The following is a 15,128-nucleotide window of genomic DNA, read 5'->3' on the forward strand; positions in this document are numbered from 1 at the left end:
CCTCCTTCGACAACGGTGCTAATAGTATTTTATCGTGAAATGACAAATCGTACAACCCTTTTCATTATGTTAAAATTGACAATTTTAAATAGTTTCGCTAACGTACTTAGTAGAGTTTGTTAAATGTTAGAGGAGGATTTTAAATTAATGGTTAATCAAGATCGACTTATAGAAGAATTTATAGAGTTAGTACAAATTGATTCAGAAACAAAAGATGAAACTGAAATTGCTAAAGTTTTACGTGAAAAATTTACTGAGTTAGGACTACATGTTGTGGAAGACAACAGCAAAGTCAAAACAGGCCATGGTGCTGGAAATCTGATTTGTACACTAAAAGGTAACCAAGAAACTGATACGATTTACTTCACATCTCATATGGATACGGTTTTGCCAGGTAAAGGAGTTAAACCATCAATAAAAGACGGGTACATTATTTCTGATGGCACAACAATATTAGGTGCGGATGATAAAGCAGGATTAGCAGCCATTTTTGAAGCAATTCGTTTACTAAAAGACAATAATATCTCACATGGCGATATACAATTTGTGATAACTGCAGGTGAAGAATCTGGCTTAGTTGGAGCAAAAGAGTTAGACACCAGTCTATTAAAAGCAAAATACGGGTATGCAATTGATAGTGATGGAGATGTGGGTGACATTATTGTGGCAGCTCCAACACAAGCTAAGCTATTAGCTATTGTTAAAGGAAAGACAGCTCATGCTGGAGTAGCACCAGAAAAAGGTGTTTCCGCTATAACAATTGCTTCTAAAGCAATTGCAAAAATGCCATTAGGAAGAATAGATGCTGAAACAACAGCAAATATTGGTCGATTTGAAGGTGGCCAAAAAACAAATATTGTGTGTGACTATGTTGAAATATTAGCAGAAGCCCGCTCTTTAGATCCAGTCAAGATGGAAGCTCAAGTAAATAAAATGAAGCAAGCTTTTGAAGAAGCTGCTGCTGAAATGGGTGGTACAGTTGAGATTGAAAGTGCAATTATGTACCCCGGATACAAGCAAGCGGATGGAGATCATGTTGTAGAAGTTGCTAAAAAGGCCGCACAACGTATTGGTCGTAACAGTAAGTTAAGAACAAGCGGTGGTGGCAGTGATGCCAATGTTATTTCTGGTTATGGTATTCCAACCGTCAATTTAGCTGTGGGGTATGAAGATATTCATACAACGAATGAACGTATGCCTATCAAAGATTTAGTTAAAATAACAGAGTATATTGTAGCAATTATTGAAGAAGCAGCAAAATAGTAATAACAAAAATCGTCTCCTAGAAGTGAGGCGATTTTTTTAGTAACTACTAAAAATATGATATAATAGATTTGGAACTAATGTTCTTGAAAAGGAAGAGGTTTATGTCAAAGTGGTATCCCAAAAAAGGTAGAGTCATTTTTCATGTTGATATGAATAGTTTTTATGCGTCAGTAGAGGCTGCTTATGATCCTTCATTAAAGGGAAAACCGCTTGCAATTGCTGGTAACCCTGAGGAACGAAGAGGAATTATTGTTACAAGTAGTTATGAGGCCCGTGCAAAAGGTGTAAAAACAACGATGCCTTTATGGGAAGCGAAAAAACTCTGTCCTAATTTAATCGTAATGCGACCTAATTTTGATCGGTATCGCAAGGCATCCAGTGAGATGTTCAAGATGCTATCAGCAATCACCCCATATGTTCAACCAGTATCGATTGATGAAGGGTATATGGATATTACAGAATGTGAAGCATTAGGTTCACCTTTAGAAATTGCGAAGAACTTACAAATGCAAATTGCTGAAGAGTTGGATATACCTTGTAGTATTGGAATTGCTCCAAATAAATTTTTAGCTAAGATGGCATCGGATATGAAAAAACCAATGGGGATCACTGTTTTGCGTAAACGTGATTTACCAGAAAAACTATGGCCACTTCCAGTTGGTGAAATGTACGGAATTGGCGCAAAGACTGCTGAGAAACTAAACAAAGTAGAGATCTATACAATTAAAGACTTAATCGAAGCAGACGTCTATAGTCTAAAACGATTACTTGGTATTAACGGGGAACGCCTACAAAACAGAGCAAATGGTGTGGATCCGAGTATTGTTGATCCAGAGGCAATTTATGATTTTAAGAGTATTGGTAATTCAGAGACGCTACGAGAAGATACAACAGAAGAAATTGAAATAAAAAAATTAATAAGAAAATTATCTCGAAAAGTTTCTACAAGACTAAAACGAAAAGAAGTAGTTGGGCAAAATGTCCAAATAATGATTAGATTCCATAATAGAAAAACGATTACAAGAAGTATAAAATTACCTAATTTTATTGAAGAAGAAGATACGATTTTTACCATTGGATATGATTTGTTTGAGAAACATTGGAATGGAGATCCTATTCGTCTATTAGGAGTTACAGTTTCAGACCTAGTAGAAAAAAAAGAGATTAGTCAGCAACTTGATATATTTACTTATGAAAAAGAAGCATCAAAAGAAAAGCTATATCAAACAATGGAAAAGCTAACTGAAAAATATGGAGAAAATACCTTTAAAAAGTTAAAACAAGAAGAGGACAACAGTCAACCACGAACAAGCTTTCAAAAAGATTATTTAGACGACTACCGAAATGACAAAAAAGATACGTAGTAGAGATAAAAAGCGCATTAACTAACATAAGTTACTAAGCCGCTACGTCAGTAAATGGATTCCCTTTCCGTGGGCTCAGTCTCAGCTAACTTGGTAAAGAAGAACACTTTACCAAGTGGATCTTCGACTTGAGCTGTTCCCACTGGAGTCTCATCCATTTGCTGACTTCACTGGATAGCGCACCTATACTTTATACTGGTTTAATGTTTACATTTTTTAACTAACATTTTAGCTTTTCTTAATTGTAATATACTAACTAGCGTATCAAGTGAAATTGTCGACACTCCTGCAGGAACAGCGCGAGCTGAAGATCCACTCGGAGGGGGTTTTACCTCCGAGTTAGCTGAAGCCGTGCCTGCGGAAAGGGAGACAATTTCACTTGAGAAACGGGTCCGAAAATTCTTTTTAGATCGTAGTTTATATAAAATCCGTCATAAACAATAATTCTTAAAATACAAATAAAAATAAGCTGTTAAACAAGTTGGTCTTGTATTAACAGCTTATTTTTATTTTTGAGCAATTTCCCATTCAAGAAAATCAGTTACAACTTTTGAATTAGGAAAAACTGCAGTAGCCTCTGCTTCTAAATCCATTATATCTTCACCTTGATAACGTGAAGATATATGGGTTAAGAGTAAAGTATTCACATTTCCTGCCAAAGCAAGGTGAGCAGCTTGTCTAGTTGTAGTATGGTAATATTCGTAAGCCATTTTTTCTTCATCAGCTGCGAATGTTGATTCATGAACCAAAACATCACTTTCTTCTATGAAATCAATAAGATCCCCAATATATCTAGTATCTCCTAATATTGTTACGGTTCTTCCTTGTTTATCAGGACCAATAAAGTCACTACGATTAATAATTCTTCCGTCAGGTAATGTTGTCGTTGAGTTTTGTTTAATTTCTTTATAAAGTGGTCCAGGAGCAAGGCCTATTGCTTGCAATTTTTCTGGTAAAAGCTCTCCTGTTGAATTTTTCTCCTCAATTCGATAACCAAAAGAATCAATCCCATGATCTAACTTTGTACAACGAACAATAAATTGATCGTCTTCGAATAACAAACCTTCATCTACTTTTTGAAAAATAAGTGGATAACGAAGGTGGGTCTGACTTACCTCTAAGCTTTTTATTACATATTCTTCAATACCTTCAGGTCCATAAATAGTAACAGGTGTTGTTCCGTCTTGAAATGAACGACTACTTAAAAGACCTGGTAATCCATAAATATGATCACCATGTAAATGGGTAATGAAAATCTTTTCGATTTTTCGTGGACGAATTGTTGTCTTTAATATTTGATGCTGAGTTGCTTCACCGCAATCAAATAACCAAGTTGTACCTCGTTCTTGTGTCAGGTCTAATACAATAGCAGTAACATTTCTTTCTTTAGAAGGAACACCAGAACCAGTACCTAAAAATCTTAATTTCATGTGTTACCATCCTCGACTATATTGTTTTGGTGCTTCTAGTGTATAATTTAATTGTTCAGCCGCTGATTTTCCCCAATACGGATCACGTAATAAAACACGACCTAAGAAAATTAAATCTGCTCGATTATTTTGTAAAATTTCCTCAGCCTGTATACCAGTTGTAATAAGACCAACAGCTCCTGTAGGGATGTCAGCTTGCTTTTTGATGGCTTCTGCTTTTGGTACTTGGTATCCAGGGTATGGTTTAATGCCAGCATGTATAACGCCACCAGTACTACAATCAATTAACGATACGCCCTGTTTTTTCATTTCTTTACTAAAGAAAACAAAGTCATCAAGTGTATTCCCATCTTCATGGTATTCATCAGCTGAAATTCGAACAAAAATAGGACCAATCCATTCTAATTTTACTGCATCAATAACTTCTGAAAGAATACGATAACGATTTTCACGTGATCCACCATATTGATCCTCACGTTTATTAGTTAAAGGTGATAAGAATTGATTTATTAAATAACCATGAGCACCATGAAGTTCAATAATATCAAACCCTGCTTGTTTAGCACGTTTTGCACCCAATTGAAAGGCTTGTACTGTATTCTTGATATCTTCTACTGTCATCGCATTTGGAGTTTTATAGTTATCATCAAAAGAAATCGAACTTGGTGCGAAGGCTTCGTTTGGAAGATATGCTTTTCTACCTGCATGTGCCAACTGAATACTACTTTTTGCGCCATATGCATGAATTCGATCACTTACCTTTTGCAACCCTTCAACATGTGCATCGTTCCAAATTCCTAAATCTTTTGATGATATTCTACCTTCAGGTTGCACTGCTGTTGCTTCTAACATGACTAAACCAATTTGTCCTGCTGCACGAGATTCATAATGTGTAATATGAAAAGGGTGAACAGTTCCATCTTCTGTTTCACTTGAGTACATGCACATTGGTGCCATAACAATTCTATTTTTTAGCGTGACATCTTTGAGTGTAATTGGACTAAATAATTTTCTTTCCATTTCTATACCCCCAGCTTATTGTAATATGTGTTGTTCATAAAGCTCTCTGGTTTCAATCGCGACATTGGGTAAGTCAGTAAATATGGCATGACAACCCATTTTATAACATCGCATCATTTGAGAAATACGATTAATCGTATAACAACCAATGAAAAGATCATTCGCCATTGCTTTTTCCAAAAAAACCTTAGTTAAAAGACGATATTTAATATGTATACCTGAAGCGCCAAACTTTTTTGTGTAAGTAAATAAATCAACTGTTTTCTGTGATGTCAAAAAAGCAGTTTTTATATTTGAATCAATTTTACGTAGTTGCAATATTGTATGTGGATTAAAACTTGAAACAACAGTCTGATTTAACTTACCATATTTTTTTAGTAAATCATAAACAATCAATTCAATATCCTTATAATGAATAATGTCGGTTTTTAATTCTAAATTAATTTTCAAGTTCTTTTCTTGCGTCCAGCGTAAAAAATGCTCAAGTGATATGATAGGAGTGTTAACAAAGTTCCTAGAAAACCAAAATCCAGCATCTAACTTTTGTAATTCTTTAAAGGTATAGTCTTGAACAAATCCAGTTCCATTTGTTGTTCTTCTGACGTTTTCATCATGGATCAAGACGGGAATATGGTCTTTAGTTAATTGAACATCTGTTTCAATACCATCAGCTCCTTGTTCATATGCGAGTTCAAAAGCAGGCATGGTATTTTCAGGAGCCAACTTACTAGCACCACGATGTGCGTAAATAATTGTTTTCATTTTTTCACCTCATACCTAAGGTATTCAACTTGATTGTGTTATATTTCTATAAAAAAGTCAATCTGAAAGCTTGTTGAAAAATTAATACTGAAAACGTATAGTGAAAGTTATTGAGATCCATATTTTATAAAAGAAAAAAACAAAATATATTAAAATCATTTAAAAATAGTGGAATGAGGGAAACCGATGCGAGATTTTAACGGAAAAACAATCATTATTACTGGAGCTTCTAGTGGAATTGGAGAAGGTTTATCGCACAAATTAGCGGCGTGCGGGGCTAATTTAATTTTGCTTGCTCGTTCTGGTGATAAACTAAAAAAACTTCAAACCATCTTAGAGAAAGAACATACTATCAACTGTAAATATTATACCGTTGATTTATCAGATAGAAAAGCATGGAAAGAAACACTAATAAAAATAGAAGAGGAGCATCCTACTATTGATGCTATTATAAACAATGCTGGTTTCGGAGTTTTTGATACTGTACAAGAAGCCGATTATCAAGACATTGAAAAGATGTTTCAGGTCAATGTATTGGCTTTAATGGAAGGTGTGCAAAGTCTATTGCCGCATTTTGTGTCAAAGAAGCAGGGGCATATTATTAACGTGGCCTCATTTGCTGGGAAAATTGCCACTCCAAAGTCTTCTGCTTATAGCGCGAGTAAACATGCAGTAATAGGCTTTAGTAATGCATTGAGATTAGAGGTTGAGAATAAAGGGATTTTTGTTACAACAGTAAACTTAGGACCAGTGCGAACTAATTTCTTTCAAGTAGCTGACCCCTCAGGAAACTATCAAAAATCAGTTGACCAGTTTATGCTTGAACCAGAAGTGGTTGTTGATCAAATTATAAAAGCACTGTTTAGAAGGAAAAGAGAAATTAATCTTCCTAGATGGATGGAGCTTGGAAGTAGATTTTATCACTTATTTCCATGGTTATCCGAACGTTTATTAAGAAAACAATTTAATAAGAAGTAGTAGAGAATGTTCAAATAGTTATCAAATGATAAGCAGTTTTATTGCAGTATTTCGATTTAATTTTTATAATAATAGATAGTAAATAGATGGAGGGATCTCCAATGAAACTAACAATTACTGACGTTGCATTAGAGAAGTTACAATATTTAAATCATGATGACAAAAAATATATAGTTCTGTTTTACGATACGGATGACTGCGGTTGTGGAGTTAATGGCTTACCAACAATTCGTTTTACAGACACTATGAAAGAGACTGATAAAACAGTTGAGAGTGAAGCGTTTGATGTGATAGTTGATAAGCAGCAAGCAGTCTTTTTTGCTCCAGATATGAAATTAGATTTTACAGCAAATGCATTTCGTTTATCTAGTCCAGAAGGGATTTTAAACCCAATTATTTCTGATCAAGCTGTTCAGTCAGGTGTTCCATTATGAGAAAAGAGAAAAACCAAAAAGATAGTACGGGTTTAAAAGATCGTCTTGACCCTGAATTGTTCCAAGCATTGCAAGGAAAAAAACAGCAGTTAAAGCAAGCTGAAGCGAACAAACTAGAACAACAACGTCAACAGCAAATTAAAGTACGAAAAAGGAAAGAAGCAAATAAAAGTTTTGATGAACTTTTAGAAGAAAGTGAATTAGATTGGAAAAAATTTAAATGAATGGAAGCGTGAGATGACTTTAAGTAGCTCACGCTTCTTTTTAATTATCAGTATTTTTGATAGGTTATTGCTTTTGTTATAGATTGTAACTTCTGATAGTCTGCATCTGTTAATTTAGGGGAATTTGTAATTGTAATATTGTTTTTTAATTGTTCTACTGAACTGACTCCGGTAACAGCACTCGCAACAGCTTTATGATGCAGTGCGTATTGTAAGGATGTAGCACTTAAAGATTGGCCTGAAATATCAATTTGTTCTAGATTTTCAACTACATCTTTAAGTTCCTGATAACTATAATCAAGGTAGCCATCTCTTCCTTTGTTCTCAATAACTTTTTTAGCATGATCACTTAGCATACCTTTAGCTAGTGCACCTCGAGTTACAACACTAATATTATTTTCAGCTAATAAATTTAGCATCTCTTCCTCTGGTCTTCGATCAAGCAGACTATATTGCATCATGACTGAAACTATTGATGAGCGCTTAACATATTCTTTAATTACATTTGGTCTAATAGAGGAAATACCATAATAACGTATAACACCTTCTTGTTTTAAATCTTCAAATGCTTCAATCGTTTCGTCAATCGGATCATCAATTGTACCCCCGTGTAACTGGTAAAGGTCAATATAATCTGTCTCTAAACGTTGTAAACTTCTTTTCACTTGCTCTTTAATGTAAGCTTTAGACGGATGCCAAAACCAAGATCCATCATCATTTAGATGATTACCGACTTTAGTTGCCAAGATAATTTGATCTCTTTTCCCTTTTATAGATTTTCCTACAATTGCTTCATTTTCACCTTGATCATACAAATCGGCAGTATCAAGGTAATTAATTCCTTGATCTATTGCTTCTGTCACAATTTCCTTTGCCTTATTTACATTTGTTCCAAGTGACATACAACCTAGCCCTAGTTCTGACACATACAAATTGGATTGACCTAATCTGTTTTTCTTCATTAATAAATCTTCCTTTCTTATATCCATTTTAAAAAGATTAGCTTACAATTACAACTAATGGAATTGCTATGTTAAAATAAGTGAATAATAAAACGAGAAGGGAGAATAGATTCATGACAAATAAATTTGAAGAAAAAACGATAGCTACAACACAGATTTTTAATGGAAAGATTATTAACCTGCAATTAGATGAGGTAACTTTGCCAAATGGGGAAACATCCAAAAGAGAAATAATCAGACATCCTGGTGGTGTAGGTATTATAGCGGTTACTGATGAGAATAAAATTCTTTTTGTTGAACAATACCGTAAACCTTTGGACAAAAGTTTAGTCGAAATTCCCGCTGGTAAATTAGAACCAGATGAAAAACCAGAAGTAACAGCTAAAAGAGAGTTAGAAGAAGAAACGGGATATACAACAGACAAACTGGAATTAGTTACATCATTCTACACCTCTCCTGGTTTTGCAGATGAACTACTTTATATTTATTACACCGATAAACTAGTACCTATAAAAGAAAAAATGGCTTTAGATGAAGATGAATTTGTTGAGTTAGTTGAACTGACACTTGAAGAAGCAGAAGCATTAATGATTGAGAACAAGATACACGATGCTAAAACTGTATATGCAATTACCTATTTACAACACCTATTGAAAAAGTGAGGTTTATCCATGTCATTAAAATCGATTTATGCTGATTTACACATTCATATTGGGAGAGATCAAAATAATCGACCTGTAAAGATAACTGGAGCAAAATCATTAACACTAACTAATATACTAATTGAAGCCAGTCGGCATAAAGGGATTCAAATGGTGGGGATAATTGATAGTCATGTTCCTGCTGTTCAACAAGAAATTGAAGCATTACTCAAAAATAATCAAGCAATTGAACTAGAAGATGGTGGCATTAAATTTGAGGGTGTTACGTTAATACTAGGCTCTGAAATAGAGATCTATGATGCTAACTGTCAAGGACCGGTTCATGTGTTGTGTTTTTTACCAACCTTGGAGAAAATGCAGGATTTCACTTTATGGTTAACCTCTCGAATGACTAATATTCATTTGAGCTCACAACGTTATTATGGATCTGCGAAGGAACTGCAATATAAAGTTAAAGAATTGGAAGGTTTATTCGTACCAGCACATGTATTCACACCGTTTAAAAGTCTATATGGAAAAGGTGTTAAGAAATCCTTGAAAGAGGTTTTTGATCCAGACTTAATTGATGCTATTGAACTTGGTCTTAGTGCAGACACAAAAATGGCGGATCAAATTGAAGAATTACATCCTTATACATTTTTGACAAATTCAGATGCACATTCTTTAGCAAAGATTGCAAGAGAATATCAAAAAATCGCAGTCAAAGAAGCGAGTTTTAAGGAATTAAATTGGGCGTTACATTGTGTAGAAGATAGAAACGTGATTACAAACTATGGAATGAATCCACAACTAGGGAAGTATCACATGACAGTCTGTAGAGAATGTCTCTCATCAAATATAGAAGATTCTGTTTGTCTGGATTGTGGACACACTAAAATTGTAAAAGGTGTTTCTGATCGGATTACTGAATTATCAGATGTTGATTCAGGTACAAGAAATCGTGCTCCCTATATTCATCAAGTTCCATTAGAATACTTACCTGGTCTTGGACCAAAAACGTTTGCGAAATTATTAGAAATGTTCGGAACGGAAATGGAAATAATTCACCATGCTACAGGTGCTCAGTTAAATCAAGTGATAGCAGAACGTATTACAAATCAAATTTTACAAATGCGTGATGGCTTGCAAACAGTTGAAGCAGGTGGTGGAGGAAAATATGGGCGAGTGAATTCTATTAAGTGATTGGAATAGTTGGTCTATTTTTTAAGATATTCTCATAGATTTTTACTATAAGTGTATGTTTCAAAAGTCAGCAAAAAAGATGCAAGAGAACAAACCAACAAGGAGATGTGAAACTTATCATCTATTGACTTTTTGAACATCCTTTTAAGCAGTAAGAATGAACGGAGGATATCTATGCACCATAACACTAATGTATTTCTTAACCACTTAATAAAATATCGACTTATTTACTTCTTTATGATCGTATTATTTTTAGTAGGTATAATTTTTGGAGCAATCATTGTTAATAGCATGACGTTTATACAGAAAACAGATTTATTTTTCTATTTAGATCAATTTATGAATCGTTTACTAGAAGGACCGATTGTTGATAATCAGGATATGTTTAAAACAACTTTCTTATATCATCTACAATATTTAGGATTATTTTTTATTTTAGGTTTATCTGTAATAGGACTGCCAATTATATGGATATTGATGTTTGTCAAAGGAGTAGTTGTTGGATTTTCAGTAGGTTTTTTTGTCAATCAACTTGGTTGGAAGGGCTTTGTCTTTGCTGCAGCTTCCATAGCACCACAAAATATATTCATTATTCCAGTCTATCTTTTAGCAAGTAGTATTGCCATGATATTTTCTCTAGCTTTATTACAAAAAATCTTTTCAAGAAAGATACAGCAACCTACAGCACAGCCATTCTTACAATATGTAGTTGTATTCTTACTGTTTGTTTGTGTAGCTGCAGTGGCAGCAATAGTAGAAACATTCATATCTAATCAAGCAATGGAATTAGTAATCTCCTGGATGTATAATTAATAATCAGTTTAAAATAATAATGATTATCATTAATAATTTATAATAATTTTAATTGACACGATTTGTATGTCTGCTTATAATTGAGAATGTAAGGGAGGTTTCAGATATGGAACATCGAATTGATCGGATAAAGAAACATTTACATGCTCAAAGTTATAAACTTACACCACAACGTGAAGCTACTGTACGTGTGTTACTAGAGCGGGAAGAAGATCATTTAAGTGCAGAAGATGTATATCTATTAGTTAAAGAAAAAGCTCCTGAGATTGGACTTGCAACAGTATACCGTACGTTAGAATTGCTATCTGAACTTAAAATTGTAGATAAAATAAATTTTGGTGATGGTGTATCTAGATATGATTTACGTAAAGAAGGTGCAGCTCATTTCCATCATCATCTAGTCTGTACTGAATGTGGTGCAGTTGAAGAGATTACTGATGACTTACTAGAGGACGTTGAGAAAATCGTTGAAACTGATTGGAATTTTAAAGTAAAAGACCATAGATTAACATTTCATGGAGTATGTAAAAAGTGTCAGGACCAAGAATTAAAAGTATCTTCTTAATAAACAGCCTTTTAACGTTGAAAGGTTTTTTATTTTATTTACTTTTTCAGCTATAATTTTTATATTTAAACTGAAAAAGTGTATATAATAACTTCTTTTTGGCATATCTTGTAGGGAGCACGTTTTATTGTGTGAAACTGAAATTAGTAAGGAGATATGCCAATGAAACTACTAGTGAATTATATAAAAGATACCATTAAACTCTTAGTACTTTTTGTAGTTTGCACTTCATTATTCTATTTTGGTTTACAAGCGATGCATGATGAATACCAGGACTACCATAGGTATGACCCACCAGAAGGAAAAGCAATTAAAGTAATTCAACAAGATCAACAGCCATTAATTGATAGGTTATCGATCTTTTTTCGACTAGGAGAATAGAAATGCAAGATACAATACAGGATTTTTATCATTATCTTCAGATAGAAAGAGGCCTATCTGAGAATACACTTCAATCTTATCGAAGAGATATCAAGCAATACCACGCTTTTTTAGTATCTACGTACGAGATAAGAGATTGGAGCCAGGTTGAACGAAGCCATATTACAAATTATCTTTATAACTTAAATGACCATGATCGTTCACAAGCAACCATTGCGCGTGGCTTGTCATCTATTCGTCTTTTTCATCAATTTATGATTCAGGAAAACCAGTTATCAAATGATGCAAGTTTACATATTGAAACACCAAAGAAAGACCGTAAATTACCTAAGATTCTATCCGCAGAAGAAGTGGATAAGCTGTTGAACATGCCTACAACCGATCCACTTAAAACCCGAAATAAGGCGATGTTAGAAACACTGTACGCAACTGGTCTAAGGGTATCAGAACTGATTCAACTTAAAGTTAGTGACTTACATTTAATGATGGGGTTTGTTCGTTGTCTAGGAAAAGGCGGCAAAGAACGAATTGTTCCGTTAGGAGATATTGCAAAAGAGGCAATAGAAGTGTATCTATCAAATAGTAGAGATAGTTTAATAAAAAATAAAAATGTTGAACAATTATTTGTAAATCATCATGGCAATAAATTATCAAGACAAGGATTTTGGAAGATTTTAAAAGGAATTGCCCGTGATGCACAAATAAAAAAAGATATAACACCACATACATTACGTCATTCGTTTGCGACTCATTTGCTTGAAAATGGTGCTGACTTAAGGGCTGTTCAGGAAATGCTTGGTCATGTTGATATTTCAACAACACAAATTTACACACATGTAACAAAAGCAAGGTTAAAGGATATTTATACTAGTCATCATCCAAGAGCATAAATGTTTTAAAATAATTCTAAAAGACAGAAAGCACTCAAATTTAAAATTGAGTGTTTTTTTGTTATAAAAATAATGTTTTATGGAAAAAATATGAACATTACGTATTTGGAGGGTTAAACATGATGAGAAAAACAGTTATACTTTTTACGGTTTTACTACTACTATTTCAATTACAACCGGTAGCGGCAGAGGAAGCATCAAATGATTTAGCGTTAGCTGAAGCAGCAAGTTCAGCTATTTTGATTGAACGAGATACTGGAGAAATTTTATATGAAAAAAATGCACATGAACAACTACCACCAGCCAGTATGACCAAAATGATGACCCTCATTTTAATAATGGAGGCCATAGATGATCAAAAAATAACGCTAGATGAAACAGTTAGAGTCAGTGAACATGCAGCATCTATGGGAGGATCCCAAATTTTCCTCGAAGCAGGGGAAGAAATGAGTGTAGAAGATCTACTAAAAGGTGTAGCAATAGCTTCTGGAAATGATGCAAGTGTTGCTTTAGCAGAGCGCATTGCAGGTAGTGAAGCTGCGTTTGTTACAATGATGAATAAAAAAGCAAAAGATTTAGGGCTTGAGAATACGAGGTTTCAAAATCCAACAGGCTTACCAGCGCCAGAACACTTTTCAACGGGGTACGATATGGCGATAATTGCAAAGGATTTATTAAAGCATGAGGAAATTACAAAATATACAAGTTTATATGAAGATTATCTACGAAAAGGGACAGAAGATGAGTTTTGGTTAGTAAACACGAACAAGTTAGTCAAATTTTACGATGGTGTAGATGGATTGAAAACAGGTTATACATCTGAAGCAAAATATTGTCTAGCAGCTACTGCGAAAAAAGATAATATGCGTGTTATTGCTGTTGCAATGGGAGCAGAATCACCAAAGAAAAGAAATCAAGCAGTAACGCAGATGTTAGATTATGCTTTTTCCCAATATGAAACAGACTTGCTTTATGAACGAAATCAACCTGTTACAAAGATTTCTATGATTAAAGCAGATAAAGACCAAGTAGATGTAGTAACTGAAGATACAGTTTCGATATTACTTAAAAAAGGACAAAAAAAATCTGGTATTGAAACAAGTATAAAAATTAATCAAGATCTGCAATTACCATTAGATAAAGGAAGTAAAGTTGGATTATTGGAAGTTAGAAAAGATGGAGAAATACTATCTGAAACAGCGTTACTTATTGATGAACCATTAAAACAAGCCGGAATTTGGAAGCTATTTAAGCATTCGTTGAAAGAATTGGTGAAAAAATAAGAATTTTTAAAAGTTATCGCGAAGAATGACTTGTTTTGTCAGGTTGCAGGAATTTATGATCATTTAAACGAAAAGTGTTAGGGACAAAGGAAAAAGAGGAGGAGAAATAGTGAGCTTGCTAGTAGATTGGAATACAAAAGAAAAAGTTTTATTAGTTAGAATGTCTGGTGAGCTAGATCACCATGAAGCAGAAATGTTTAAGAATGAATGGAAAACTAAAATTAATGAAAAACAAGTTAAGCATGTCATTCTAAATTTAGAACAATTAACATTCATGGATAGTTCTGGTTTAGGTGTTATTTTGGGGAGATATAAAGAAGTAAAACAATTAGGTGGAGAAATGGTAGTGTGTTCTATTTCACCAGCGGTTAAGCGTCTATTTGAGCTATCCGGTTTATTTAAAATAATTCGTTTTGAAGAGAATGAGGCATTTGCATTGCAGAGCTTAGGGGTGGCATCATGAACAATACGATGCGTCTCTCGTTTTCCAGCATTAGTGCCAATGAATCATTTGCACGTGTAACTATAGCTTCGTTTGTATCTCAAATTGATCCGACAATGGATGAATTGACTGAATTAAAAACCGTTGTTTCTGAAGCTGTAACAAACGCAATTATACACGGCTATTCAAATGAATCTAATGAAATGATTTACATGGAATGCTCAATTGATAATAACAAAGTAGAGTTAATAATCGAAGATACAGGTATAGGAATAGAGAATATAGATGAAGCTACTCAGCCATTATTCACTTCTAAACCAGAATTGGAACGTTCTGGTATGGGTTTTACTATCATGGAAAACTTTATGGATAAAGTTGAAGTGGAATCAAGACTTGGTCAAGGAACCAAAATCAAATTGGTCAAGCATTTCAATAAAAGTCGCACCTTATGTAATTAAGGGGATGACATA

18 protein-coding genes are annotated in these 15,128 nt (G+C 33.9%); 14 read left to right on the top strand and 4 right to left on the bottom strand.

The genetic code is table 11. The annotated features are described in order from the left end of the window. The first annotated feature begins 147 nt into the window (after nt 1-147). Nucleotides 148-1,263 (top strand): M20/M25/M40 family metallo-hydrolase, encoded by a 1,116-nt coding sequence (locus D2K40_RS00865; protein WP_117152001.1) that lies wholly within the window; start codon nt 148-150, stop codon nt 1,261-1,263. A 104-nt stretch (nt 1,264-1,367) separates the two neighbouring features. Beyond that, complete coding sequence (locus D2K40_RS00870) at nt 1,368-2,630, top strand: DNA polymerase IV (protein ID WP_117152003.1); 1,263 nt, start codon at nt 1,368-1,370, stop codon at nt 2,628-2,630. Between the two features lie 506 nt (nt 2,631-3,136). Here the strand turns inward: D2K40_RS00870 and rnz are convergent. The 3 genes from rnz to D2K40_RS00885 are packed head-to-tail and all read right to left on the bottom strand — an operon-like array spanning nt 3,137 to nt 5,842. Beyond that, nucleotides 3,137-4,060: a ribonuclease Z gene (rnz, locus tag D2K40_RS00875; RefSeq protein ID WP_117152005.1), complete on the bottom strand. Its 924-nt coding sequence runs from the start codon at nt 4,058-4,060 to the stop codon at nt 3,137-3,139. A gap of 3 nt (nt 4,061-4,063) precedes the next feature. Next, on the bottom strand, nt 4,064-5,080 hold the full coding sequence (namA, locus tag D2K40_RS00880) for an NADPH dehydrogenase NamA (RefSeq protein ID WP_117152007.1): 1,017 nt from the start codon (nt 5,078-5,080) through the stop codon (nt 4,064-4,066). Nucleotides 5,081-5,095: 15 nt separating this feature from the next. Continuing rightward, a complete protein-coding gene (locus D2K40_RS00885) occupies nt 5,096-5,842 on the bottom strand; it encodes a glycerophosphodiester phosphodiesterase (RefSeq protein WP_117152010.1) in 747 nt (248 codons plus the stop codon). Between the two features lie 186 nt (nt 5,843-6,028). Between D2K40_RS00885 and D2K40_RS00890 the strand changes: the two genes are divergently transcribed. From D2K40_RS00890 to D2K40_RS00900, 3 genes are all read left to right on the top strand, one after another. Then, a complete protein-coding gene (locus D2K40_RS00890; protein ID WP_117152012.1) occupies nt 6,029-6,820 on the top strand; it encodes an SDR family NAD(P)-dependent oxidoreductase in 792 nt (263 codons plus the stop codon). Between the two features lie 101 nt (nt 6,821-6,921). Further along, complete coding sequence (locus D2K40_RS00895; RefSeq protein WP_117152014.1) at nt 6,922-7,254, top strand: iron-sulfur cluster biosynthesis family protein; 333 nt, start codon at nt 6,922-6,924, stop codon at nt 7,252-7,254. After that, on the top strand, nt 7,251-7,478 hold the full coding sequence (locus tag D2K40_RS00900) for a YqkE family protein (protein WP_117152016.1): 228 nt from the start codon (nt 7,251-7,253) through the stop codon (nt 7,476-7,478). The genes D2K40_RS00895 and D2K40_RS00900 overlap by 4 nt, the downstream gene beginning before the upstream one ends. Before the next feature lie 47 nt (nt 7,479-7,525). Here the strand turns inward: D2K40_RS00900 and D2K40_RS00905 are convergent, their stop codons facing one another. Next, nucleotides 7,526-8,440, bottom strand: coding sequence for an aldo/keto reductase (locus D2K40_RS00905; protein WP_117152018.1), 915 nt, complete (start codon nt 8,438-8,440; stop codon nt 7,526-7,528). A 113-nt stretch (nt 8,441-8,553) separates the two neighbouring features. Between D2K40_RS00905 and D2K40_RS00910 the strand changes: the two genes are divergently transcribed. The 9 genes from D2K40_RS00910 (at nt 8,554) to spoIIAB (ending at nt 15,116) form a co-directional block, all read left to right on the top strand. Continuing rightward, nucleotides 8,554-9,102 (top strand): NUDIX hydrolase, encoded by a 549-nt coding sequence (locus tag D2K40_RS00910; protein WP_117152020.1) that lies wholly within the window; start codon nt 8,554-8,556, stop codon nt 9,100-9,102. Between the two features lie 9 nt (nt 9,103-9,111). Next, nucleotides 9,112-10,284 (top strand): endonuclease Q family protein, encoded by a 1,173-nt coding sequence (locus D2K40_RS00915; RefSeq protein ID WP_117152022.1) that lies wholly within the window; start codon nt 9,112-9,114, stop codon nt 10,282-10,284. 174 nt (nt 10,285-10,458) lie between these two features. Then, complete coding sequence (gene spoIIM / locus D2K40_RS00920) at nt 10,459-11,097, top strand: stage II sporulation protein M (protein ID WP_117152024.1); 639 nt, start codon at nt 10,459-10,461, stop codon at nt 11,095-11,097. A gap of 106 nt (nt 11,098-11,203) precedes the next feature. Next, a complete protein-coding gene (gene fur, locus D2K40_RS00925) occupies nt 11,204-11,662 on the top strand; it encodes a ferric iron uptake transcriptional regulator (protein ID WP_117152026.1) in 459 nt (152 codons plus the stop codon). Nucleotides 11,663-11,824: 162 nt separating this feature from the next. After that, nucleotides 11,825-12,043: a YqzK family protein gene (locus D2K40_RS00930; protein ID WP_117152028.1), complete on the top strand. Its 219-nt coding sequence runs from the start codon at nt 11,825-11,827 to the stop codon at nt 12,041-12,043. 2 nt (nt 12,044-12,045) lie between these two features. After that, complete coding sequence (xerD, locus tag D2K40_RS00935) at nt 12,046-12,933, top strand: site-specific tyrosine recombinase XerD (RefSeq protein ID WP_117152030.1); 888 nt, start codon at nt 12,046-12,048, stop codon at nt 12,931-12,933. Between the two features lie 122 nt (nt 12,934-13,055). Then, a complete protein-coding gene (locus tag D2K40_RS00940; protein ID WP_117152430.1) occupies nt 13,056-14,216 on the top strand; it encodes a D-alanyl-D-alanine carboxypeptidase family protein in 1,161 nt (386 codons plus the stop codon). Between the two features lie 109 nt (nt 14,217-14,325). Further along, on the top strand, nt 14,326-14,679 hold the full coding sequence (gene spoIIAA, locus D2K40_RS00945; protein ID WP_117152032.1) for an anti-sigma F factor antagonist: 354 nt from the start codon (nt 14,326-14,328) through the stop codon (nt 14,677-14,679). Then, nucleotides 14,676-15,116 carry an anti-sigma F factor gene (spoIIAB, locus tag D2K40_RS00950; protein ID WP_117152034.1) on the top strand — a complete coding sequence of 147 codons (441 nt, stop codon included), beginning with the start codon at nt 14,676-14,678 and terminating at the stop codon, nt 15,114-15,116. The genes spoIIAA and spoIIAB overlap by 4 nt, the downstream gene beginning before the upstream one ends. Nucleotides 15,117-15,128: the final 12 nt, after the last annotated feature.

This window comes from Paraliobacillus quinghaiensis (assembly GCF_003426025.1).
GTDB classification, from domain to species: domain Bacteria; phylum Bacillota; class Bacilli; order Bacillales; family Amphibacillaceae; genus Paraliobacillus_A; species Paraliobacillus_A quinghaiensis.